The organism is Streptomyces mayonensis (genome assembly GCF_018982965.1).
In the GTDB taxonomy this organism is placed as follows: Bacteria; Actinomycetota; Actinomycetes; order Streptomycetales; family Streptomycetaceae; genus Streptomyces; species Streptomyces mayonensis.
Map to the genome: position 1 here is coordinate 16,868 of NZ_JACBYP010000009.1, position 23,601 is coordinate 40,468.

General features: G+C 71.5%; 17 protein-coding genes. 16 read left to right on the forward strand and 1 reads right to left on the reverse strand.

The genetic code is table 11. The annotated features are described in order from the left end of the window. The first annotated feature begins 50 nt into the window (after positions 1-50). The 10 genes from HZS56_RS05170 to HZS56_RS05215 all read left to right on the forward strand — a co-directional run bounded on the left by HZS56_RS05170 (position 51) and on the right by HZS56_RS05215 (position 14,300). Complete coding sequence (locus tag HZS56_RS05170; RefSeq protein ID WP_216719487.1) at positions 51-2,675, forward strand: valine--tRNA ligase; 2,625 nt, start codon at positions 51-53, stop codon at positions 2,673-2,675. Between the two features lie 89 nt (positions 2,676-2,764). Beyond that, positions 2,765-4,288 carry a bifunctional tetrahydrofolate synthase/dihydrofolate synthase gene (folC, locus tag HZS56_RS05175; protein ID WP_216719488.1) on the forward strand — a complete coding sequence of 508 codons (1,524 nt, stop codon included), beginning with the start codon at positions 2,765-2,767 and terminating at the stop codon, positions 4,286-4,288. A gap of 6 nt (positions 4,289-4,294) precedes the next feature. Then, the gene (locus HZS56_RS05180) at positions 4,295-4,636 is read left to right on the forward strand and encodes a DUF4233 domain-containing protein (RefSeq protein WP_216719489.1); all 342 of its coding nucleotides are present in this window, start codon (positions 4,295-4,297) and stop codon (positions 4,634-4,636) included. A gap of 152 nt (positions 4,637-4,788) precedes the next feature. Beyond that, a complete protein-coding gene (ndk, locus tag HZS56_RS05185; protein WP_216719490.1) occupies positions 4,789-5,202 on the forward strand; it encodes a nucleoside-diphosphate kinase in 414 nt (137 codons plus the stop codon). 318 nt (positions 5,203-5,520) lie between these two features. Then, the gene (locus HZS56_RS05190) at positions 5,521-6,540 is read left to right on the forward strand and encodes a rod shape-determining protein (RefSeq protein WP_007449816.1); all 1,020 of its coding nucleotides are present in this window, start codon (positions 5,521-5,523) and stop codon (positions 6,538-6,540) included. Positions 6,541-6,832: 292 nt separating this feature from the next. After that, the gene (gene mreC, locus HZS56_RS05195) at positions 6,833-7,885 is read left to right on the forward strand and encodes a rod shape-determining protein MreC (RefSeq protein WP_216719491.1); all 1,053 of its coding nucleotides are present in this window, start codon (positions 6,833-6,835) and stop codon (positions 7,883-7,885) included. A 13-nt stretch (positions 7,886-7,898) separates the two neighbouring features. Beyond that, positions 7,899-8,570 (forward strand): rod shape-determining protein MreD, encoded by a 672-nt coding sequence (gene mreD / locus HZS56_RS05200; RefSeq protein ID WP_216719492.1) that lies wholly within the window; start codon positions 7,899-7,901, stop codon positions 8,568-8,570. Between the two features lie 167 nt (positions 8,571-8,737). Beyond that, the gene (gene mrdA, locus HZS56_RS05205; RefSeq protein WP_216719493.1) at positions 8,738-11,074 is read left to right on the forward strand and encodes a penicillin-binding protein 2; all 2,337 of its coding nucleotides are present in this window, start codon (positions 8,738-8,740) and stop codon (positions 11,072-11,074) included. Further along, positions 11,071-12,270: a rod shape-determining protein RodA gene (rodA, locus tag HZS56_RS05210; RefSeq protein ID WP_216719494.1), complete on the forward strand. Its 1,200-nt coding sequence runs from the start codon at positions 11,071-11,073 to the stop codon at positions 12,268-12,270. The genes mrdA and rodA overlap by 4 nt, the downstream gene beginning before the upstream one ends. Positions 12,271-12,359: 89 nt before the next feature. Further along, positions 12,360-14,300, forward strand: coding sequence for a TIGR03960 family B12-binding radical SAM protein (locus tag HZS56_RS05215; protein ID WP_216719495.1), 1,941 nt, complete (start codon positions 12,360-12,362; stop codon positions 14,298-14,300). A gap of 25 nt (positions 14,301-14,325) precedes the next feature. Here the strand turns inward: HZS56_RS05215 and HZS56_RS05220 are convergent, their stop codons facing one another. Beyond that, complete coding sequence (locus tag HZS56_RS05220; protein ID WP_216719496.1) at positions 14,326-15,219, reverse strand: NADP-dependent oxidoreductase; 894 nt, start codon at positions 15,217-15,219, stop codon at positions 14,326-14,328. An 87-nt stretch (positions 15,220-15,306) separates the two neighbouring features. On the opposite strand from HZS56_RS05220, the gene HZS56_RS05225 reads away from it, so the two are divergent. The 6 genes from HZS56_RS05225 (at position 15,307) to obgE (ending at position 23,584) form a co-directional block, all read left to right on the forward strand. Next, positions 15,307-15,972, forward strand: a complete 666-nt coding sequence (locus HZS56_RS05225) for a TetR/AcrR family transcriptional regulator (RefSeq protein ID WP_216719497.1) — start codon at positions 15,307-15,309, stop codon at positions 15,970-15,972. Between the two features lie 47 nt (positions 15,973-16,019). Next, on the forward strand, positions 16,020-16,796 hold the full coding sequence (locus HZS56_RS05230) for a TIGR03936 family radical SAM-associated protein (protein WP_216719498.1): 777 nt from the start codon (positions 16,020-16,022) through the stop codon (positions 16,794-16,796). Positions 16,797-17,067: 271 nt separating this feature from the next. Next, entirely contained in the window at positions 17,068-21,150 is a 4,083-nt protein-coding gene (locus HZS56_RS05235; RefSeq protein WP_216719499.1) for an Rne/Rng family ribonuclease, read from the forward strand. 282 nt (positions 21,151-21,432) lie between these two features. Further along, positions 21,433-21,753, forward strand: a complete 321-nt coding sequence (rplU, locus tag HZS56_RS05240; protein ID WP_007449531.1) for a 50S ribosomal protein L21 — start codon at positions 21,433-21,435, stop codon at positions 21,751-21,753. Positions 21,754-21,767: 14 nt separating this feature from the next. Beyond that, positions 21,768-22,022, forward strand: coding sequence for a 50S ribosomal protein L27 (gene rpmA, locus HZS56_RS05245; RefSeq protein ID WP_216719500.1), 255 nt, complete (start codon positions 21,768-21,770; stop codon positions 22,020-22,022). A 125-nt stretch (positions 22,023-22,147) separates the two neighbouring features. Beyond that, entirely contained in the window at positions 22,148-23,584 is a 1,437-nt protein-coding gene (gene obgE / locus HZS56_RS05250) for a GTPase ObgE (RefSeq protein ID WP_216719501.1), read from the forward strand. The last annotated feature ends 17 nt before the right edge of the window (positions 23,585-23,601 follow it).

Here is a 23,601-nt window from a genome sequence, read left to right on the forward strand (position 1 = left end):
CAAAGGAAACGCGTTTCGGGACAGGGTCGTGACGCCCTTAAACTGACCCCGTGACCGAGAACTCTCAGCAGCCGCAGCCCGCACCCACCACCGAACTGCCGACCCAGTACGCGCCGGCCGAGGTAGAGGGGCAGCTGTACGAGCGCTGGGTAGAACGCGGTTACTTCGAGGCCGACGCGAAGAGCGACAAGCCGCCGTACACCGTCGTCATCCCGCCGCCGAACGTCACGGGCAGCCTCCACCTCGGGCACGCCTTCGAGCACACGCTCATCGACGCCCTGACCCGCCGCAAGCGCATGCAGGGCCACGAGACGCTGTGGCAGCCCGGCATGGACCACGCCGGCATCGCCACGCAGAACGTCGTCGAGCGCGAGCTGGGCCGGGAGGGCAAGTCCCGGCACGACCTCGGCCGCGAGGCGTTCGTCGAGCGCGTCTGGCAGTGGAAGGCCGAGTCCGGCGGCCAGATCGGCGGGCAGATGCGCCGCCTCGGCGACGGCGTCGCCTGGACCCGTGAGCGCTTCACGATGGACGAGGGCCTCTCGCAGGCCGTCCAGACCATCTTCAAGCGGCTCTACGACGACGAGCTGATCTACCGCGCCGAACGCATCATCAACTGGTGCCCCCGCTGCCTGACCGCGATCTCCGACATCGAGGTCGAGTACCAGGACGACGACGGCGAACTGGTCTCCATGAAGTACGGCGAGGGGGACGACACCATTGTCGTCGCCACGACCCGCGCCGAGACCATGCTCGGCGACACGGCGGTCGCCGTGCACCCCGGGGACGAGCGGTACCAGCACCTGATCGGCAAGCAGATCCGCCTGCCGCTGACCGACCGCTCCATCCCCGTCGTCGCCGACGAGCACGTCGACCCCGAGTTCGGCACCGGTGCCGTCAAGGTCACCCCGGCCCACGACCCGAACGACTTCGAGATCGGCCGGCGCCACGACCTGCCCGCCATCGCCGTGATGGACGAGCACGCCGTCATCACCGCGCACGGCCCCTTCCAGGGACTGGACCGCCTGGAGGCCCGCTCCGCCATCGTCGCCGCGCTGCGCGCCGAGGGCCGGATCGTCGCCGAGAAGCGGCCCTACGTCCACTCCGTCGGCCACTGCTCGCGCTGCAAGACCACCATCGAGCCGCGCCTGTCCATGCAGTGGTGGGTCAAGGTCGGCCCGCTCGCCAAGGCCGCCGGTGACGCGGTCCGCGACGGCAAGGTCAGGATCCACCCGCAGGAGATGGAGAAGCGGTACTTCGACTGGGTCGACAACCTCCACGACTGGTGCATCTCCCGCCAGCTGTGGTGGGGCCACCGCATCCCGGTCTGGTACGGGCCGAACGGCGAGGTCGTCTGCGTCGGCCCCGACGAGGAGCCGCCCAGCGGCGAGGGCTGGCGGCAGGACCCCGACGTCCTCGACACCTGGTTCTCCTCCGGCCTGTGGCCGTTCTCCACCCTCGGCTGGCCCGAGCAGACCGAGTCGCTCGCGAAGTTCTACCCGAACTCCGTCCTGGTCACCGGCTACGACATCCTCTTCTTCTGGGTCGCCCGGATGATGATGTTCGGCCTCTACGCGATGGACGGCACGCCGCCGTTCCACACCATCGCCCTGCACGGCATGGTCCGTGACCAGAACGGCAAGAAGATGTCCAAGTCCTTCGGGAACGTGGTCAACCCGCTGGACTGGATGGACAAGTACGGCTCCGACGCCCTCCGCTTCACCCTCGCGCGCGGCGCCAACCCGGGCGTCGACGTGCCGATCGGCGAGGACTGGGTCCAGGGCTCGCGCAACTTCGCCAACAAGATCTGGAACGCCACCCGCTTCGCGCTGATGAACGGTGCGACGGTCGAGGGCCCGCTGCCCGACGCGTCGAGGATGTCCTCGACCGACCGGTGGATCCTCTCCCGCCTCAACTCGGTCGTCGCCGAGGTCGACGCGTACTACGAGGACTACCAGTTCGCGAAGTTGTCCGACGCCCTGTTCCACTTCGCCTGGGACGAGGTCTTCGACTGGTACGTCGAGCTGTCCAAGACCACCTTCCAGGCGGGCGGCGAGGCCGCCGAGGTCGGCAAGCGCGTCCTCGGCGAGGTCCTCGACGTGACGCTGCGGCTCCTCCACCCGGTCGTGCCCTTCGTCACCGAGACGCTGTGGACGACGCTCACGGGCGGTGAGTCCGTCGTCATCGCCGACTGGCCGCAGGACTCGGGCTTCCGGGACGCGGACGCCGAGCGCGAGATCGAAACGCTTCAGTCGGTGATCACCGAGGTCCGCCGCTTCCGCGCCGACCAGGGGCTCCAGCCCGGCCAGCGGGTCCCGGCCCGCCTCACCCTCGCGGGCAGCGCGCTCGCGGCCCACGAGGCGGCCGTCCGGCAGCTGCTGCGGCTCCAGCCGGAGGGCGACGGGTTCACCGCGACGGCGACGCTGCCGGTCGCGGGCGTCGAGGTCGCCCTCGACCTCTCCGGGGTCATCGACTTCGCGGCCGAGCGCAAGCGGCTCGCGAAGGACCTCGCGGCGGCGGAGAAGGAGAAGGCCCAGGCCAACGGCAAGCTCGGCAACGAGGCGTTCCTCGCCAAGGCGCCGGACCACGTCGTGGAGAAGATCCGGGGGCGCCTGGCCAAGGCGGACGAGGACATCGCCCGCATCGCCGCACAGCTCGAAAAGCTGCCGGAGGCGTAGCCCGCCGGTGCCACGTCGGTGCGGGCGCCCGGAGCCGGGAGGTTCCGGGCGCCCGCGGTTGCCGTCGGGCGGTACGTAGACTGGTCCCCGTGAGTGACAACCCCGGCGAGAACGGCCGGCCCGACCCCTCCGACCCCTCCGACTCCTTCGACGAGATCATCGACGCGGAGACCACCCGCGACCCCGACCTCGCCGTCATCGAGGCGGGCAGCCGCACCCTGCGGACCCAGGGCGGCCCGCCCGAGGCCGACATCCCCGGGCGCCCCGAGGACCCCGAGGTGGACGCGGCCCTGCGCGCCGTCGAGACGGAGCTGGCGACCCGCTGGGGCGAGACCAAGCTGGAGCCGTCCGTCGCCAGGATCGCCGCGCTGATGGACGTACTGGGCGAGCCGCAGCGCTCGTACCCGTCGATCCACATCACGGGGACGAACGGAAAGACCACCACCGCCCGCATGATCGAGGCCCTGCTCGGCGCCTTCGAGCTGCGCACCGGGCGGTACACCTCGCCGCACGTGCAGTCGATCACCGAGCGGATCAGCCTGGACGGCGCGCCGGTGTCGGCGGAGCGGTTCATCGAGACGTACGACGACGTCAAGCCGTACGTCGAGATGGTCGACGCACAGCAGGAGTACCGGCTGTCCTTCTTCGAGGTGCTGACCGGCATGGCGTACGCCGCCTTCGCCGACGCTCCCGTGGACGTGGCCGTCGTCGAGGTCGGGATGGGCGGCTCCTGGGACGCCACCAACGTCATCGACGGCGACGTCGCCGTCGTCACCCCCATCGACCTGGACCACACCGACCGGCTCGGCGGGACGCCCGGCGAGATCGCAACCGAGAAGGCCGGCATCGTCAAGCAGGACGCCACCGTGATCCTGGCCCAGCAGCCGGTGGACGCCGCGCAGGTCATGCTGAAGAAGGCAGTGGACGTCAACGCCACGGTGGCCCGCGAGGGGCTGGAGTTCGGCGTCGTCGCCCGGCAGGTCGCCGTCGGCGGGCAGCTGGTCACCCTGCGCGGCCTCGGCGGCGAGTACGACGAGGTGTACCTGCCGCTGCACGGCGCACACCAGGCGCACAACGCGGCCGTGGCGCTGGCCGCCGTCGAGGCGTTCTTCGGCGTCGGCGCGCAGCGTCCCGAGCCGCTGGACCTGGACACCGTGCGCAGGGCCTTCGCCGCCGTCGCCTCACCGGGGCGGATGGAGGTGGTGCGGCGCTCGCCGACCGTCGTCCTCGACGCCGCGCACAACCCGGCCGGGGCCCGGGTCACCGCCGAGGCGGTGGGGGAGGCCTTCCAGTTCAGCCGGCTCATCGGGGTCGTCGGCGCGAGCGGCGACAAGAACGTGCGGGGCCTTCTCGAGGCCTTCGAGCCGGTCTTCGCCGAGGTCGTCGTCACGCAGAACTCCAGCCACCGCGCGATGGACGCCGACGAACTGGCGGGCATCGCCGTGGAGGTGTTCGGCGAGGACCGCGTGCAGGTCGAGCCGCGGCTGCCGGACGCCCTGGAGGCCGCGATCACGCTGGCCGAGGAGGAGGGCGAGTTCGCGGGCGGCGGGGTGCTCGTGACCGGTTCCGTCATCACCGTCGGCGAGGCCCGACTGCTTCTGGGGAAGGGCTGAGAGCCCGTGCGTACGCTCTGTGCTTCGACCTTGATCGGCGAGCTGTTCGTGATCGGCTTCGCCGGACTCGTCGCCATGAAGGACCCCGACCTGTCCACCGGGACGGTGTGGACGGTCAGCGGCATCGCCATGTTCCTGTGCGTGCTGCTGTGCGGTGTGATCACCCGGCCCGGCGGCGTCGCGCTCGGCTGGGCGCTGCAGGTCGCGCTGATCGCCTCCGGGTTCGTGGTGCCCACCATGTTCTTCCTGGGCGCAGTCTTCGCCGCCCTGTGGTGGGCCTCCGTGCACTACGGGCGGAAGATCGACGAGGCGAAGGCGCGGTTCGCGGCCCAGGCCGACGCGGCCTGAACGCGGCATCCGGCGCCCGGGCCGACGCATGGCGGCCGCCCGGACCGGCGCGTATGACGGGTGCCCGGGCCGACGCTGCGTGACGGGTGCCGCGACACGCCCGGTAACCTCAGTCATCACCCGCACAACCGCACATCTCCAAGGGAGCCCTCGTGACCCAGCGCAGCCTCGTCCTCCTCAAGCCCGATGCCGTCCGTCGTGGCCTGACCGGCGAGATCATCAGCCGTATCGAGCGCAAGGCCGGCTGGCAGATCACGGCGCTGGAGCTGCGTACCCTGGACGCCGACACGCTGGAGCAGCACTACGGCGAGCACAAGGGCAAGCCCTTCTACGAGCCGCTGGTCGAGTTCATGGCGTCCGGCCCGGTCGTGGCGATGGTCGTCGAGGGCGAGCGGGTCATCGAGGGCGTGCGCGCGCTGGCCGGTCCGACCGACCCGATCGCCGCCGCGCCCGGCTCCATCCGGGGGGACTTCGGTGTGATCGTCCGGGAGAACCTGATCCACGCCTCCGACTCCGAGGAGTCCGCCGAGCGCGAGCTGAAGATCTTCTTCCCGGGCCGGGTCTGATTCTCCTTCCAGACACGCCGAACGGTCTTTTTTCTGACGACACGTCAGCCGAATGGTCCAGGCGAAGCCGGGGCGGTCGCCTAAAAGCGGCCGCCCTGTGGCATATGCGTGCCTGATCGGGGGAACGGATCCCACCGTTGGCCCGTCTCCACAGGCGAGGCGGTGCGCCATCTGCTGACAATGGCGAAGACCCTCGCGCAGTGTTCGCGAAAGCGCGTCTACGATGGAAGCCTCCACGCGTCACTGCACCCACTTCGCCTACCTGAAAAGCCCTCAAAAGCTCCTGGGAAGGCCAGTCGAATCCTGATGGGGAACTCAATGTCGTTCATCGGCCGTGACATGGCTGTCGACCTCGGGACCGCCAACACGCTGGTGTACGTCAGGGGTCGCGGGATCGTACTCAACGAGCCGTCCGTCGTCGCGATCAACACCAACACCGGTGGCATCCTCGCGGTCGGCGCCGAAGCGAAGAAGATGATCGGACGCACGCCGGGCAACATCGTCGCCGTGCGTCCGCTGAAGGACGGCGTCATCGCCGACTTCGAGATCACCGAGCGGATGCTCCGCTACTTCATCCTGAAGATCCACAAGCGGCGGTATCTGGCTCGTCCGCGGGTCGTCGTCTGCGTGCCCTCGGGCATCACGGGCGTCGAGCGCCGCGCCGTCATCGAGGCGTCGTCCCAGGCCGGCGCCCGTCAGGTGCACATCATCGAGGAGCCCATGGCCGCGGCCATCGGCTCCGGCCTGCCGGTCCACGAGGCCACGGGCAACATGGTGGTGGACATCGGCGGCGGCACCACGGAGGTCGCGGTCATCTCGCTCGGCGGCATCGTCACGGCCCAGTCCATCCGCGTCGCGGGTGACGAGCTGGACAACGCGATCATCCAGCACGTGAAGAAGGAGTACAGCCTTCTGCTGGGCGAGCGCACGGCCGAACAGATCAAGATCACGATCGGCTCGGCGTACGACCTCGACTCCGACGAGCACACCGAAATCCGCGGCCGGGACCTCGTCTCCGGGCTGCCCAAGACCGTCGTCATCTCCGCCGCCGAAGTGCGCAAGGCGATCGAGGAGCCGGTCAACGCGATCGTCGACGCCGTCAAGACCACCCTCGACAAGTGCCCGCCGGAGCTGTCCGGCGACATCATGGACCGGGGCATCGTCCTGACCGGCGGCGGCGCGCTGCTGCGCGGCCTCGACGAGCGGCTGCGCCGGGAGACCGGAATGCCGATCCACATCGCCGAGGACCCGCTCGACAGCGTGGCGCTCGGCAGCGGCAAGTGCGTCGAGGAGTTCGAGGCGCTCCAGCAGGTGCTGGACGCCTCGCCCCGCAGATGACGTAACACTTCGGTTCCGCCGTACGAGACGATCTCCTCTCGTGCGGCGGATCGTTGATATAGAGGGTTCCGGTACTGGATGAGGGTTCCAGTACCGGAATGAGAGGTCCGGTGCTGGATGAGAGTCCCGTACCGGATGAGAGGTCCCGTACCGGATGTGCGGGAAGTGCCGGTGCCGCTCCGCACGCGCCCGGCGTACCGAATCACCTGAATACCTGAACACCGCCCACGTACATGCCCACGTACATTCCGAGATTTCCCGAATTTCGACGAGGAAGGCACGGCCGCCGCACGTGAGGGACACGAAAGAGAGCCGGCTGCTCCTGGTGCTGCTGATCGCCATCGCGTTCGCGCTGATCACGGTGGACATCCGCGGTGGGGAGGACTCACCGGTCGACGGTGCCCGGCAGGCCGCGGCGGGCGTCTTCGGTCCGATCGAGAACGGGGTGTCGTCCGCCGTCGACCCGGTCGGCAACGCGGTCTCCGCGATCCGCGACTCCGGCGACCGGCACGACCGGCTCGCCGAGCTGGAGACGCAGAACGCGGCCCTGAAGGCGAAGCTCGGCAGCGACGAGCGGGGCCGCAGCCGGCTCAAGCAGTTCGACAAGATGCTGGGCCTCGCCGGAGCCGGTCAGTACGGCATCAAGGGCGCCCAGGTCATCGCCATAGGAGCGGCCCAGGGCTTCTCCTGGACGATCACCATCGACGCCGGCGCCAACGACGGCGTCAAGCGCGACATGACCGTCCTCAACGGCGACGGCCTCGTCGGACGCGTGACCACCGTCGGACCCAACAGCGCCACCGTGCTGCTCGCCAACGACCCGGACTTCACCGTCGGCACCCGGATGGAGGCCGGCGACGAGCTCGGCTTCGCCGCCGGGCAGGGCAGCCGGCCCTTCCGCGTCGAACTCCTCAACGGCAAGGCCGACGTGAAGAAGGGCGACCGCCTCGTCACCTTCGGCTCCCAGGCCGACAAGCCGTTCGTGCCCGGCGTCCCCGTCGGCACCGTCTCCCGCGTCGACCCCAACGGCGGCGACCTGACCCGGATCCTCGAGGTCACCCCGTTCGTCAGTTTCACCAAGCTCGACGTCGTCGGCGTCGTCGTCCAGGCCCCGCAGAAGGACCCGCGCGACACGGTGCTCCCGGAGCAGGACAAACCGAAGCCCACGCCGACCGTGACGGTGACCGTGACTCCCGGGGCCGACCCCGAGGGCCAGGCACAGAACGACGAGGGCGGCGCCACCGGCCAGAACGACGCGGCCGGCCAGGACGAGGCGACCGGGCAGAACGACGCCACCGGGCAGAACGACCAGACCGACCAGCAGAACGAGCAGACCGAGCCGTAGGAGCCTTCACCCCATGCGCGTCAACCGGATCCTGCTGTCCGTCGCCCTGGTCGTCGTCGCCCTGGTGATCCAGGTCAGCGTCCTCGCCCGCCTCCACCTGCCCGGCGCCGTCCCCGACCTGCTGCTGCTCACCGTCCTGGGCCTCGCCCTGGTCTACGGCCACGTCGGCGGGGCCCTCGTCGGCTTCGGCGCCGGACTCCTCGCCGACCTCGCCCCGCCCGCCGACCACGCCGCCGGACGCTACGCCCTGGTGCTCTGCGTCGTCGGCTACCTCGCCGGTCTCGCCAAACCGGACAACGGACGGCTCCGCTCGGCCACCGGCCCCATGGTCGTCGTGGTCGCCGCCGCCATCGGCACCACCCTGCTCTACGCCGGCGTCGGCGCCCTCGTCGGCGACACCGCCGCCCGCCACGTCGGCCTGCCCAGCCTGCTGTTCACGGCATCCCTGTACGACTTGCTGCTCGCGCCCTTCGTCGTGCCCGGCATCATGGCCCTCGCCCGGCGCGCCGAGAACGACCCGCTGGCCGACACCAACTCCGCCGCCAAGGGCCCCGACATCACCTCCGGCTGGCTCTCGTCGGGCACCGGCCTGCGCATCGGCAGACAGCGCAACGCGCTGCGGGTGAAGGCGGCCCGGGCCCGCGTGGCCCGCGCCGGACGCATCAAGGGGGTCAAGCGGCTGTGACGGCACCACCCCTGACGACACCAATCGTGACGGCACCACTCGTGACGGCACGACCCCACCCACCGACACCGCACCACCCAAGGAGCACGCACCACGTGAGGGGGAGGCAGCAGTGACCAACGCCCTCCCGTCGCCCACCGCCACCCTCAACCGAATGGGCTGCGCCCATGACTAACATCCCCGAGACCGGCCGCAGCACCCGCGTCCAGACCCGGCTCGTCGTCATCCAGATCCTCGTCCTCTCCCTCCTCGCCACCCTCGGCGGCCGGCTCTGGTACCTCCAGATCCGCCAGGGCGACGAGTACGCCGAAGAGGCCTCCGGCAACCACGTCCAGCAGGTTGTCCAGCCCGCCACCCGCGGCTCGATCCTGGACGCCCGCGGCGTGGCCCTCGCCGACAACGAGACCCGGCTCGTCGTCTCCGCCTCCCGCACCGAGCTGCTGAAGATGAAGGACGACGGCAAGGCCGTCCTCACCAAGCTCGCCGGGGTCCTCGGCATGGCGCCCCAGGACGTCATCGACAAGGTCCGGCTCTGCGACGCCGAGACCCCGCAGCCCTGCTGGAACGGTTCGCCCTACCAGCCGATCCCCGTCACCGACGAGGCCACCGTCAAGCAGGCCCTGCAGATCCGCGAGCGCGCCGAGGACTTCCCCGGCATCACCGCCGAACCCATGGCCGTACGCCGCTACGCCGCCCCCGGCGAGTCCAACACCGCCCAGGTCCTCGGCTACCTCTCGCCGGTCACCGACGAGGAGCTGCAGAAGGCTCAGGACACCGACTCGCCCTACCTGCGCTCCGACCAGGTCGGCCGCTCCGGCATCGAGCGCCAGTACGACAAGGAGCTGCGCGGCAAGGCCGGTGTCACCCGCTACGAGGTCGACAACCTCGGCCGCGTCATCGGTGAGGCCGAGTCCGACCGGGGCACCCCCGGCTCCAACCTCGTCACCAGCATCGACGCCCGCGTCCAGCGGGTCGCCGAGTACGAGCTGAACGAGGCGATGAAGGCCGCCCGCAAGGAGATGGACCGCAACACCAACCGGACCTACGAGGCCGACGCCGGCGCCGTCGTCGTGATGGAGGCCAAGACCGGACGCGTCGTCGCCATGGCCTCCAACCCCGACTACGACCCGAACGCCTGGGTCGGCGGCATCTCCGCCAAGGACTACAAGAAACTCACCGGCAAGGACTCCAACTACCCGCTGCTCAACCGCGCCACCCAGGGCCAGGCGGCCCCCGGCTCGATCTTCAAGGTCGTCTCCTCGGCCGCAGCGGTGGAGGCCGGCTACGACTTCGACGGCAACTACGACTGCTCCAGCGCCTACGACGTCGGCGGCCAGGTCTTCAAGAACTTCGAGTCGGCCAACGAGGGCATGATCAGCATCGGCCGCGCCCTGGAACTCTCCTGCGACACCGTCTTCTACCGCCTGTCCCACCAGGAGTGGAAGAAGGACGGCGGGACGAACCCCAAGAACCCCCACGACTACTTCTACAAGGCCGCCCACCAGTTCGGCCTCGGCGCCAAGACCGGCATCGACCTCCCCAACGAGGTCACCGGCCGCGTCCCCGACCGCGAGTGGAAGCAGGAGTACTGGGAGGCCAACAAGGACGCCTGGTGCAAGACCGGCAAGAAGGACGGCTCGTACGTCGAGAAGATCGCGTACGAGAACTGCCTCGAAGGCAACAAGATGCGCGCCGGTGACTCCATCAACTACTCCATCGGCCAGGGTGACACCCTCGTCACCCCCATCCAGATGGCCACCATCTACTCGGCCATCTCCAACGGCGGCACCCTCTACGACCCGAGCATCGGCAAGGCCGTGGTCAGCCCCGACGGCAAGACGGTCGAGGAGATCGAGCCCACCTCGCACGGCAAGCTGCCGATAAGCAAGACCACGCTCGCCAAGATGGACGACGCCCTCGCCGGCGTCGCCACCCGCGGCACCGCCGCCTGGCGGTTCGCGCAGGTCGGCTGGCCCCAGGACAAGATCCCGATGCACGCCAAGACCGGAACCGCCGAGGTCTACGGCAAACAGACCACCTCGTGGTTCGCGACGTACACCAAGGACTACTCGATCGTCATGACGATCTCCCAGGGCGGCACCGGCTCCGGCGCCTCGGGACCCGCCGTCCGCAACATCTACGACGCCCTGTACGGCGTCTCGGACGACGGCGACATCGACCCCAAGAAGGCGCTGCTGCCCAAGCCCCAGGCGAAGCTCCCGGAGATCAGGACCGACGGGACCATCACCGCACCCAAGATGCCCAAGGACGTCGTCAAGGAACTGCAGCCCGACGAGCAGGCCTCCCCGGACGAGGAGTACGCACCCGTCGAGGGCCAGGACCAGGGCGCGACCACGCCCAACACGAACGGCGAGAACCGCGACACCCGCCGGCGCCGACGACGCGGCGGAGCGCGGGGCGGCACCGGCGGGAGTACCCGCGGCAGCAGTACCCGCGTCCGTACTCGCACGGGACTCGGCAGAAGCCGGAGGGCGCGCGCATGACCGGAGCCAACAGCTTCCAGGTCTCCGGGTACGGCCCCGAGAAGGCCGGCTGGACCCGGCTCCTCGCCCGGGACTCCCTGGCCCGGCGGCTCGACTGGCCGATACTGCTGGCCTGCGTCGCGCTGTCCCTGATGGGCACCCTGCTCGTCTACTCCGCGACCCGCAACCGTACCGAACTCAACCAGGGCGACCAGTACTACTTCCTCACCCGGCACCTGCTGAACACCGGCATCGGACTCGCCCTGATGGTCGGCGTCGTCTGGCTCGGCCACCGCGCCCTGCGCACCGCCGTGCCCGTCCTGTACGGCGCCTCCGTCTTCCTGATCCTGCTGGTGCTCACCCCGCTCGGCTCGACCATCAACGGCGCCCACTCCTGGATCAAGCTCCCCGGCGGCTTCTCCCTGCAGCCCTCGGAGTTCGTGAAGCTCACGATCATCCTGGGCATGGCGATGCTGCTGGCCGCCCGCGTCGACGCGGGGGACCGGCCGCACCCCGACCACCGGACCGTGCTCCAGGCCCTCGGCCTGGCCGCCGTCCCGATGCTGATCGTGATGCTCATGCCCGACCTCGGGTCGGTCATGGTCATGGTCATCATCGTGCTCGGCATCCTGCTCGCCTCCGGCGCCAGCAACCGCTGGATCTTCGGCCTGCTCGGCGCGGGCACCGCCGGCGCCCTCGCGGTGTGGCAGCTCGGCATCCTGGACGACTACCAGATCGCCCGCTTCGCCGCCTTCGCCAACCCCGCCCTCGACCCCGCGGGCGTCGGCTACAACACCAACCAGGCCCGCATCGCCATCGGTTCCGGCGGCCTGACCGGCTCCGGCCTCTTCGAGGGCTCGCAGACCACCGGGCGCTTCGTGCCGGAACAGCAGACCGACTTCGTCTTCACCGTCGCCGGTGAGGAACTGGGCTTCCTCGGCGCCGGCCTCATCATCGCCCTGCTCGGCGTCGTCCTGTGGCGCGCCTGCAAGATCGCCCGCAGCACCCCCGACCTGTACGGGACGGTCGTCGCCGCGGGCATCGTCGCCTGGTTCGCCTTCCAGACCTTCGAGAACGTCGGCATGACGCTCGGCATCATGCCGGTCACCGGCCTGCCGCTGCCCTTCGTCTCCTACGGCGGCTCGTCGATGTTCGCGGTGTGGATGGCGGTGGGTCTGCTCCAGTCGATCACCGTGCAACGGCCGATGTCGGCGTAGGCCGTCATCCGGGGGTGAGCGGTAAGGGGGACCGTCCGGCCGGGTTAGGCTGGATGGTCCCCCTTGTCAGCACACGAAGGTTCCGTGAGATGCCTGCCGAAGCCGCCGAGTCTGTGAAGTCTGTGTTTCCGCAGCTCGAAGCTCTGCTCCCGCATGTGCAGAAGCCGATCCAGTACGTCGGCGGAGAGCTCAACTCCACGGTCAAGGACTGGGAATCCTGCGACGTCCGCTGGGCCCTGATGTACCCCGACGCCTACGAGGTCGGCCTGCCCAACCAGGGCGTCATGATCCTCTACGAGGTGCTCAACGAACAGCAGGGCGTCCTCGCCGAGCGCACCTACAGCGTCTGGCCGGACCTCGAGGAACTGATGCGGAAGCACTCCGTCCCGCAGTTCACCGTCGACAGCCACCGCCCGGTGCGAGCTTTCGACGTCTTCGGCCTCTCCTTCTCCACGGAGCTGGGCTACACCAACATGCTGGCCGCCCTGGACCTCGCGGGCATCCCGCTGGAGGCGAAGGACCGCGGCATCGACGACCCGGTCGTGCTGGCCGGCGGCCACGCCGCCTTCAACCCCGAGCCGATCGCGGACTTCATCGACTGCGCGGTCATCGGCGACGGCGAACAGGCCGTCCTGGAGATCACCGCGATCATCCGCGCCTGGAAGGCCGAGGGCCGCCCCGGCGGCCGCGAGGAGCTCCTCCTGCGCCTCGCGAAGACCGGCGGCGTCTACGTCCCCGGCTTCTACGACGTCGAGTACCTCCCCGACGGCCGCATCGCCCGCGTCGTCCCCAACCGCTCCGGCGTCCCGTGGCGGGTCAGCAAGCACACCGTCATGGACCTCGACGAGTGGCCCTACCCCAAGCAGCCGCTGGTCCCGCTCGCCGAGACCGTCCACGAGCGGATGTCCGTGGAGATCTTCCGCGGCTGCACCCGCGGCTGCCGCTTCTGCCAGGCCGGCATGATCACCCGCCCGGTGCGCGAGCGCTCCATCACCGGCATCGGCGAGATGGTCGACAAGGGCCTGAAGGCCACCGGCTTCGAGGAGGTCGGCCTGCTCTCCCTCTCCTCCGCCGACCACTCGGAGATCGCCGACGTCGCCAAGGGCCTCGCCGACCGCTACGAGGAGGACAAGATCGGCCTGTCCCTCCCGTCCACCCGTGTCGACGCCTTCAACATCGACCTCGCCAACGAACTCACCCGCAACGGCCGCCGCTCCGGCCTCACCTTCGCCCCCGAGGGCGGCTCGGAGCGCATCCGCAAGGTCATCAACAAGATGGTCTCGGAGGAGGACCTCATCCGGACCGTCGCGACGGCCTACGGCAACGGCTGGCGCCAGGTGAAGCTGTACTTCATGTGCGGCCTGCCCACCGAGACCGACGACGACGTCCTCCAGATCGCCGACATGGCCACCCGCGTCATCGCCAAGGGCCGCGAGGTCTCCGGCTCCGGCGACATCCGCTGCACCGTCTCCATCGGCGGCTTCGTCCCCAAGCCGCACACCCCCTTCCAGTGGGCCCCGCAGCTCTCCGCCGAGGAGACCGACGCCCGCCTCCAGAAGCTCCGCGACAAGATCCGCGGCGACAAGAAGTACGGCCGCTCCATCGGCTTCCGGTACCACGACGGCAAGCCCGGCATCGTCGAGGGCCTCCTCTCCCGCGGCGACCGCCGCACCGGCGCGATCATCCGGGCGGTCTACGACGACGGCGGCCGCTTCGACGGCTGGCGCGAGCACTTCTCGTACGACCGCTGGATGTCCTGCGCCGACCGGGCCCTCGCGCCCTTCGGCGTGGACGTCGACTGGTACACCACCCGCGAGCGCGGCTACGAGGAGGTCCTGCCCTGGGACCACCTCGACTCCGGCCTCGACAAGGAGTGGCTCTGGGAGGACTGGCAGGACGCCCTCGACGAGACCGAGGTCGACGACTGCCGCTGGACCCCGTGCTTCGACTGCGGGGTCTGCCCTGCCATGGACACGTCCATCCAGGTCGGCCCGACCGGCAAGAAGCTGCTGCCGCTGACCGTGAAGTAACCGGGCCGCCGGGACGGACGGCGCCTCAGGGCACGATGACGCGGCGGCCGCGCGCGTGGCCGGTCCGGCTGTCCGCGTGGGCCGCGGCGGCGTCGGCGAGCGGGTACGTCTGCTCGACCGGGATGTGCAGCCGGCCCCGTGCGACGAGGTCGGCGGCCTCGGCGAGTGCGTCCGGGACGCTGCCGGCCACGCCGGAGAAGCGGACGCCGAACTCGGGTGCGGTGAGGTCGGCGATGGAGACCACCCTGCCCGGGTCGCCGGTCAGCTCCACGAGTTCGCGGACGACGCCGGAACCGGCCAGGTCGAGGGCCGCGTCGACCCGGCCGAGCCTCCGAACCCGTTCCACCCAGCCCTCGCCGTACGTCGTGGCGAGGGCGCCCAGGCCGCGCAGATAGTCCTGGTTCGCCGCCCCGGCCGTGCCGATCACCGTGATGCCGCGCTCGCGGGCGATCTGCAGCACCGCCGAGCCCACTCCGCCGGACGCGCCGCTGACCAGCAGCGTCTGCCCGGGTCGTACACCGACCTCGCGGAGGACGCGCAGCGCGGTCTCCACCACCGAGGGGTACCCGGCCGCCTCCTCGAACGACAGCCCCTCGGGCATGCGGGCCCAGGCCCCCAGGACGGCGAACTCGGCGTAGGTGCTGGAGCCCTCGCCGAACACGCGGTCACCGATCGCGACCCCGGTCACCCCCGCGCCGATCCCGTCCACCACTCCGGCGGCGTCCAGGCCCACCCCGGCGGGCAGTTCGACCGGATGGGCGCCCAGGACCTGGCCCTCGCGGATCCTCCAGTCGACGGGGTTGACGCCTGCCGCCCGCACGGCGACCCGTATCTGTCCGGGGCCGGGGTGGGGCTCCTCGGCGTCGATGAGGCGCAGCACGTCCGGACCGCCGAACTCGGCGAAGCTCACTTTCTTCATGCCGGGGACCGTAGCACTATCGGTTAGTGTTTTGTAGTCGATAGTATTTCGTTACCGGTATGGCTTTGGATTTGCTAGTGTCAGGGCGTGACCGTGCCGACCGGGCGCCGTGAGCGCAAGAAAGCCGCGACCCGCCAGAAGATCGCCGACGCCGCCATGCGGCTCTTCCTGGAGCGCGGGTACGACGCGGTGGGCATCCGCGACGTGGCCGCAGAGGCCGACGTGGCCGTCACCACGCTCTTCTCGCACTTCGCCGCCAAAGAGGCCCTCGTCTTCGAGCAGGATCAGGACTTCGAACAGCGCCTCACGGGAGCCGTCACCGGCCGGGCGCCGGACGAGCCGCTGCTGCCCGCCCTGCGCCGGGAGATCCTGGCCCTGGTGCGGCACTGCACGGCGGACGGCGCCGCACCCGTCTGGCGGATGGTCGCCGGTTCGGTCGCACTGCGGGAGTACGAGGAGTCGATGCGGCTGCGGCACGCGGACTCGCTGGCCGCGGCCCTCGCCGCCGACCCCGGCCTGCCGCTGACCCCGACGGCCTGCCGGACCCTCGCGCGGTTCGTGGTCGACGCGTACTCGCTGGCCCGCGAGGCGGCCGATCCGGACGCCGCGGTCGACGAGGTCTTCTCGATGATCGAGGCGGCCTGGGACGTCGCCGTCCGTACGGGGGCCGACCGCCCTCGGGAGCGGGGGGAACCATCCGGCGCCGGGGCACGTACTCTTGGTAGGAGTACGACCGCACTCACGAAGGACTGACGACACTGGGCAAGCGACAGCCCGAAGGCCCGCCGCCCGTTCCCGCGGTGCAGCGCATCCGACTGCGCTACACCAAGCGCGGCCGCCTCCGGTTCACCAGCCACCGCGACTTCCAGCGCGCCTTCGAGCGTGCGCTGCGCCGCGCCGAGGTGCCCATGGCGTACTCGGCGGGGTTCACCCCGCACCCCAAGGTGTCGTACGCCAATGCCGCACCCACCGGCACGGGCAGTGAGGCGGAGTACCTGGAGATCGCGCTCACCCAGGCGCGTGACCCGGAGCAGGTCAGACTGCTCCTCGACGCGTCGATGCCGACCGGGCTCGACATCGTGGACGCGGTCGAGTCCCGGACCTCGGGACTCGCCGACCGGCTGACGGCCTCCGTGTGGGAGCTGCGGCTCGACGGTGTGGAGCCCGCGGCCGCCGAGGACGCCGTGGCGGCGTTCAACGCGGCCCCGGCCGTGGAGGTCCAGCGCCGTACGAAGAACGGCGTGCGTACCTTCGACACCCGCTCCGCGGTCGCGCACCTGGAGAGCGTCACCACGCACGATGCCCCGGCTGATAGGCCGGGCGACCAGCCCTGTGCGATACTGCGGCTGGTTGTTCGGCACGTGACGCCTGCCGTACGACCCGACGACGTCCTGTCCGGTCTTCGCGCCGTGGCCGACCTGGCGCCGCCGGTCCCCGCAGCGGTGACCAGGCTGGCGCAGGGGCTGTTCGATGAAGAGACCGGTGCGGTGACCGACCCGCTCGCGCCCGACCGCGAGGCAGAAGCGCCCGAGCCGCATTCGGCCGCCGCTTCGGCCGCCGCGAAGGCGCCGGCGTAGGGAAGGTTCCGCCAGGGACGACGTCGTAGCGCCGCCCTCGAACTCGGGAGCCACCTGGGTCGGGCAGCGCACCGACCACAAGACTTTCGCCAGGCCGTGCACGACAAGGCGTACGGAACCGGCGAGACAAGACACGGAGAGCTTCCGAGCGGCGCCCGCGCCCCGGACGGCGGCGACCGCGCACCACGCGAGCCGCGGACGTCACCGGCGGTCGACATGTCGATGCCGGACCAGGCGCGGCGCCCGGGAGCCTGACGGGAGAAACCCCCGCATGCTCGAACCGACCGAACCCACCGAGTCCTCGGCCACTCCGACGGACTCCGAGTCGAACACCCCCAGCGACACGCTGCCGCCGCGCCGTCGGCGCAGGGCCGCGTCCCGCCCCGCGGGTCCGCCGTCCGGTGCCTCCGGGACGCCGGCGGAGACCGTCGCGCCGACCGAGCCGACCGCCGTGACCGACGAGGCGGAAGAGCCGGACGAGACGGCAGAGGCGCAGGAGACGCAGGCCGAGGCGGCCGCGGAGCCCGTGGCCGCCACTGCCCGGCCTCGGCGCCGTGCGGTGCGCCGTGCCTCCGCCCCCGCCGGGGCACCCGTTGCGGCCGAGGCGGCCGAGACCGTCGTTCCGGCGTCCGCCGCCACGGCCGCGGAGCCCGCCGCCGCGCCCGAACCGGCCGCCGAGGTCTCCGAGGACGCCGCGCCGCGCCGCACCCGCCGCCGTGCCACCCGTACCGTGACCTCGCCCGCCGAGCCGGCCGCAGGCACCGCTCCGGACTCCTCCGCCACCGCTCCCGCCTCCGCCTCCGCCGAGCCGGTAGCCGAGGCCCCCGGGGCTCCCTCCGGGGCCGCGTCGGCCGAGGCCGAGGACGCCGCGCCCAAGGGCCGTACCCCCCGCCGTCGCGCCACGCGGCGCGTCGCCGCGCCGAGCGAGTCGCCCGCCGAGGCCGCCGCCGAGGTGGTCGAGCCGACGCCCGCGGCCGAGCCCGCCCCCGCCCCGGCCGCTGCCCCCGCCGAGCCCGTCGAGGAGGCCGCGCCGCGTCGTGCGCGCCGCCGGTCCACCCGCAAGGCCGCCTCCGGGTTCGCCGCTCCGGCGCAGAACGCCGCCGGGGCCGACGAGGCCGGCGCCCCCAAGCGCCCCTCGCGGCCCGCCGTCGCCGTGTTCCAGGCGCCCGTGTTCGCCGAACCCCAGTTCCAGACGCCCGAGCGCGCCGCCGCCGAGGCCGCCGCGGAAGCGGCCGGTACCGGGTCGGCTCCCTCCGCGCCCTCCGCCGGCCGGGCTGAGACCGCCGAGACCGCCGAGAACGCCGAGACCGCCGAGAACACGGCGGAGGAGAACACCGGGGCGCGCCGCCGCCGTCGGCGCCGGGGTGCCGCCGCCGACGAGGGCACCGAGGGCCGCACCGCCGCCCCCGCAGCGCAGGAGCAGCCGGAGAGCGGCGCGGACACCGGTTCCGGCGCCGACTCCGGCACTGACGCCGACGCCGACGAGCAGGGCGAGGACCACGACGACGCCGACGGCTCCGAGGAGTCCGGTTCGCGCCGCCGGCGTCGCCGGGGCGGCCGTCGCCGTCGCCGGGGTGACGCCGCCGACGGCGACCTGACGGACGGCGAGGGCGAGCACGCCGCCGAGCAGGCCGACCGGTCCGACCGGTCCGAGCAGGGCACCGTGGACGGTGCCGAGCAGGCCGAGGAGGACACCGACGAGGGCGCGGAGTCCGGCGGTGAGGGCGGCGGTTCCAGCAACAGCCGCCGTCGCCGGCGTCGCCGCCGCCGCGCCGGGGACGGCTCCGGTGACGACGGCTCGGCCACGGACGACCCCGAGCGCACCGTCGTCAAGGTCCGCGAGCCCCGTCCACCGCGGGAGAAGGGCGAGCCGTCCGACGAGGTGCAGTCCATCAAGGGCTCCACCCGCCTGGAGGCCAAGAAGCAGCGTCGCCGGGAAGGCCGTGAGCAGGGCCGCCGGCGCGTCCCGATCATCACCGAGGCCGAGTTCCTGGCCCGCCGCGAGGCCGTGGAGCGCGTCATGGTCGTCCGCCAGCACGGCGAGCGCACCCAGATCGGCGTCCTGGAGGACGGGGTGCTCGTCGAGCACTACGTCAACAAGGAGCAGGCCACTTCGTACGTCGGCAACGTCTACCTCGGCAAGGTGCAGAACGTGCTGCCGTCGATGGAGGCCGCCTTCATCGACATCGGCAAGGGCCGCAACGCCGTCCTGTACGCCGGTGAGGTCAACTTCGAGGCGCTGGGCATGGCGAACGGCCCGCGCCGCATCGAGTCCGCCCTCAAGTCCGGCCAGTCGGTCCTGGTGCAGGTCACCAAGGACCCGATCGGCCACAAGGGCGCCCGCCTGACCAGCCAGGTCTCGCTGCCCGGCCGCTACCTGGTCTACGTGCCCGAGGGCTCGATGACCGGCATCAGCCGCAAGCTGCCCGACACCGAGCGCTCCCGGCTGAAGACGATCCTCAAGAAGATCGTGCCCGAGGACGCGGGCGTGATCGTGCGCACCGCCGCCGAGGGCGCCAGCGAGGACGAGCTGCGCCGCGACGTCGAGCGGCTCCAGGCGCAGTGGGAGGAGATCCAGAAGAAGGCCAAGAGCGGCAACGCGCCGACGCTGCTCTACGGCGAGCCGGACATGACCGTCCGGGTCGTGCGCGACATCTTCAACGAGGACTTCTCCAAGGTCGTCGTCAGCGGCGACGACGCCTGGCAGACCATCCACGGCTACGTGTCCCACGTGGCGCCGGACCTCGCGGACCGGCTCTCCCGGTGGACCAGCGAGGTCGACGTCTTCGCCACGTACCGGATCGACGAGCAGCTCGCCAAGGCACTGGACCGCAAGGTCTGGCTGCCCAGCGGTGGTTCGCTGGTGATCGACCGGACCGAGGCGATGGTCGTCGTCGACGTCAACACCGGCAAGTTCACCGGCCAGGGCGGCAACCTGGAGGAGACGGTCACCAGGAACAACCTGGAGGCGGCCGAGGAGATCGTGCGCCAGCTCAGGCTGCGCGACCTCGGCGGCATCATCGTCATCGACTTCATCGACATGGTGCTCGAGTCCAACCGGGACCTGGTGCTGCGGCGCCTGCTCGAATGCCTGGGCCGGGACCGTACGAAGCACCAGGTCGCCGAGGTGACCTCGCTGGGCCTGGTGCAGATGACCCGCAAGCGGGTCGGCCAGGGCCTGCTGGAGTCGTTCTCCGAGACCTGCGTCCACTGCAACGGCCGCGGTGTCATCGTCCACCTCGACCAGCCGGTGGCCGCCGGTGGCGGCGGCAAGCGCCGCAAGCGGGCGCGGGCCGGGGCCGAGCAGCCGCACGAGCACGAGGCCGTCGCCGGTGTCGAGACCGGGCCGACCGCGGAGCAGGAGGCGGAGTCCGAGTCCGAGGCCGAGGTCGCCGCCGAGGCGGCCGAGCCGGTCGCCCTCCCGGCGCCCGGGTTCACCCCGGACGAGGAGCTGTACAGCAGTGCCGCCGAGGCGGAGGCCGCCGCCACACGCGGTCGCGGCCGGCGCCGCAGCGGTGGCCGGCGGGCGTCTGCCCCGGCGGGCGCCCCCAAGGCCGCGAAGGGCGAGACCGCCACCGGCGGGGCCCCGACCGCGCAGGACGTCACCGTGAAGGAGGAGGTCGAGCGTCCCGTGCGGCGCGAGCCCGCCGCCGAGGTGCTGGCCGAGCCCGCCGCCGCCGAGGACGCCGTCTCCGGCGCCCCCGCTCCGGCCCCGGCCGAGGCACCGGCCCCCGCCGCCGAGGAGGCCGCGCCCAAGGGCCGCACCCGTCGTCGGGCCACCCGCAAGGTGTCGGCGCCGGCCGGTTCGCCCGCGGGCGCGGAGGCCGACGTCCTGACGGTCACCGAGTCCGCGCCGGCCGCGGAGCCGGCACCGGCCGGGCAGGAGCCGCAGGCCGCTGCCGCCGACGCCCCCGCGGAGCCGGCCGCCGAGAGCGCGGCCCCGGCCCGTCCGCGGCGCCGGGCGGTGCGCAAGTCCACCGCTCCCACCGCGTCCGAGGAGACGGCCGTCGTGGTCGTCCCGTCGGCCGGCGCGCCGGAGCAGGGCGAGCAGGGCGCGGCCGACGAGGCGTCCGGGCCGGCGGCGTCCGCCGAGGAGGCCGCACCGGCCAAGAAGGCGGCGGCCCGCAAGACGGCCAAGAAGGCGACGGCGAAGAAGGCCGCCACCAAGAAGACCGCGGCGGCCAAGAAGACGACCACCGCGAAGAAGGCCACGGCCAAGAAGGCGGCCAAGTCGACGACCACCAAGTCGGCGGCCGCCAAGAAGACCACGGCCAAGAAGGCGGCGTCGAAGAAGACGGCGGCGGCCGCCCAGCAGGCCCCGTCCTCGGTCACGGCCACCACCGACGAGGGCTGATCCGGCACCCGGCGTCGTACGACGCGCAGGTCCCGCCTCCCGGAATCCGCACGGATCCGGGGGACGGGACCTGCGCGTTCCGGCGTCCGGAGCCCGGTTTGACCCCTGTCCTGCGGCCCCGTAATCTTGGGCGTCGGCGTGTCGACTGACGCGTCACATCCCCGTAAACCTCTTTCCTTCCGGGTGCGGGCCTCCGCGGCCCCGGCCGGGAGAGGCCGTCCGTGTGTCACCGGGCGGCTGGACTGCGGGGGTGCCGTTCCAGAGCGAGAGAGTGAGATCCGCGTGTACGCCATCGTGCGCAGCGGTGGTCGCCAGCACAAGGTTGCTGTCGGCGACATCGTTGAGGTTGACAAGATTTCCACCGCCCAGGTTGGCGACACGGTCGAGCTCTCGACCCTGCTCGTCGTCGACGGCGACGCTGTGACCAGCGACCCGTGGGTGCTGGCCGGCATCAAGGTCCAGGCCGAGGTCGTGGACCACCACAAGGGCCAGAAGATCGACATTCTGCGCTACAAGAACAAGACCGGCTACCGCCGTCGTCAGGGCCACCGCCAGCAGTACACGGCGATCAAGGTCACTGAGATCCCCGCGGCTGCGAAGTAAGGGACTGAGGAGACATGGCACACAAGAAGGGCGCATCGTCCACCCGGAACGGTCGCGACTCGAACGCCCAGCGGCTCGGCGTGAAGCGCTTCGGCGGTCAGGCCGTCAACGCGGGTGAGATCCTGGTCCGCCAGCGTGGCACCCACTTCCACCCGGGCGCCGGCGTCGGCCGTGGCGGCGACGACACGCTGTTCGCGCTGCAGGCCGGTGCGGTGGAGTTCGGCACCCACCGTGGCCGCAAGGTCGTGAACATCGTTCCGGTCGCCTGACCGGACACTTTCGCGAGGCGGGCCTCACTTCCCCTGGGGGAAGCGGGTCCGCCTTTCGCGTGTTGACCAGAAGAGACACGCCCGTAGCGGGCGGCAACAGCAGGCAGTAACTGGAGGCACATCCCATGACCACCTTCGTGGACCGCGTCGAACTGCACGTCGCCGCGGGTAACGGAGGCCACGGCTGTGCCTCCGTCCACCGTGAGAAGTTCAAGCCGCTCGGCGGCCCGGACGGCGGCAACGGCGGCCGGGGCGGCGACGTGATCCTCACCGTGGACCAGTCGGTGACCACGCTCCTCGACTACCACCACTCCCCGCACCGCAAGGCCACCAACGGCAAGCCCGGCGAGGGCGGCAACCGCTCCGGCAAGGACGGCCAGGACCTGGTCCTGCCCGTGCCCGACGGCACCGTGGTCCTCGACCGGGCGGGCAACGTGCTGGCCGACCTGGTCGGCCACGGCACCTCGTACGTCGCCGCGCAGGGCGGCCGGGGCGGCCTCGGCAACGCGGCGCTGGCCTCGGCGCGGCGCAAGGCGCCCGGTTTCGCGCTGCTCGGCGAGCCCGGCGACCTCCAGGACATCCACCTGGAGCTGAAGACCGTCGCCGATGTCGCCCTGGTCGGCTACCCGAGCGCCGGCAAGTCCTCGCTGATCTCCGTGCTGAGCGCGGCCAAGCCCAAGATCGCCGACTACCCCTTCACGACGCTCGTCCCCAACCTGGGCGTGGTGACCGCCGGTTCGACCGTCTACACCGTCGCGGACGTCCCCGGTCTCATCCCCGGCGCCAGCCAGGGCAAGGGCCTCGGCCTGGAGTTCCTGCGGCACGTCGAGCGGTGCAGCGTACTGGTGCACGTACTGGACACGGCAACGCTGGAGACCGAGCGCGACCCGGCCTCCGACCTGGACGTCATCGAGGCCGAGCTGAGCGAGTACGGCGGCCTGGACAACCGGCCGCGGATCGTCGTCCTCAACAAGATCGACGTGCCCGACGGCAAGGACCTCGCCGAGATGGTGCGGCCCGACCTGGAGGCGCGCGGCTACCGCGTCTTCGAGGTGTCGGCCGTGGCCCACACGGGTCTGAAGGAACTCTCCTTCGCGCTGGCCGACCTGGTCGCCGGGGCGCGTGCCGCCCGGCCCAAGGAGGAGGCCACGCGGATCGTGATCCGGCCCAAGGCCGTGGACGACGCCGGCTTCACCGTCACCCGCGAGGAGGACGGCCTGTTCCGGGTGCGCGGCGAGAAGCCCGAACGCTGGGTGCGCCAGACCGACTTCAACAACGACGAGGCCGTCGGCTACCTCTCCGACCGCCTCAACCGCCTCGGTGTCGAGGAGCGGTTGATGAAGGCGGGCGCCCGCAACGGCGACGGCGTGGCCATCGGCCCCGAGGACAACGCGGTCGTCTTCGACTGGGAGCCGTCCGTGTCGGCCGGTGCCGAGATGCTCGGCCGCCGCGGCGAGGACCACCGCTTCGAGGCACCCCGCCCGGCCGCCCAGCGGCGGCGCGACCGGGATGCCGAACGCGACGAGGCGCAGCAGGAGTTCGACGGCTTCGAGCCGTTCTGAGCGGGCGTCCCGGCGCG

What these genes read in the sequence shown, in the direction of transcription:
- mrdA (WP_216719493.1), top strand. Translation starts at nt 8,738, where the DNA reads ATGACTAACATCCCCGAGACCGGCCGCAGCACCCGCGTCCAGACCCGG.
- rpmA (WP_216719500.1), top strand. Translation starts at nt 21,768, where the DNA reads ATGGCACACAAGAAGGGCGCATCGTCCACCCGGAACGGTCGCGACTCG.
- HZS56_RS05215 (WP_216719495.1), top strand. Translation starts at nt 12,360, where the DNA reads ATGCCTGCCGAAGCCGCCGAGTCTGTGAAGTCTGTGTTTCCGCAGCTC.
- obgE (WP_216719501.1), top strand. Translation starts at nt 22,148, where the DNA reads ATGACCACCTTCGTGGACCGCGTCGAACTGCACGTCGCCGCGGGTAAC.
- HZS56_RS05220 (WP_216719496.1), bottom strand. Translation starts at nt 15,219, where the DNA reads ATGAAGAAAGTGAGCTTCGCCGAGTTCGGCGGTCCGGACGTGCTGCGC.
- mreD (WP_216719492.1), top strand. Translation starts at nt 7,899, where the DNA reads ATGCGCGTCAACCGGATCCTGCTGTCCGTCGCCCTGGTCGTCGTCGCC.
- rodA (WP_216719494.1), top strand. Translation starts at nt 11,071, where the DNA reads ATGACCGGAGCCAACAGCTTCCAGGTCTCCGGGTACGGCCCCGAGAAG.
- HZS56_RS05190 (WP_007449816.1), top strand. Translation starts at nt 5,521, where the DNA reads ATGTCGTTCATCGGCCGTGACATGGCTGTCGACCTCGGGACCGCCAAC.
- HZS56_RS05235 (WP_216719499.1), top strand. Translation starts at nt 17,068, where the DNA reads ATGCTCGAACCGACCGAACCCACCGAGTCCTCGGCCACTCCGACGGAC.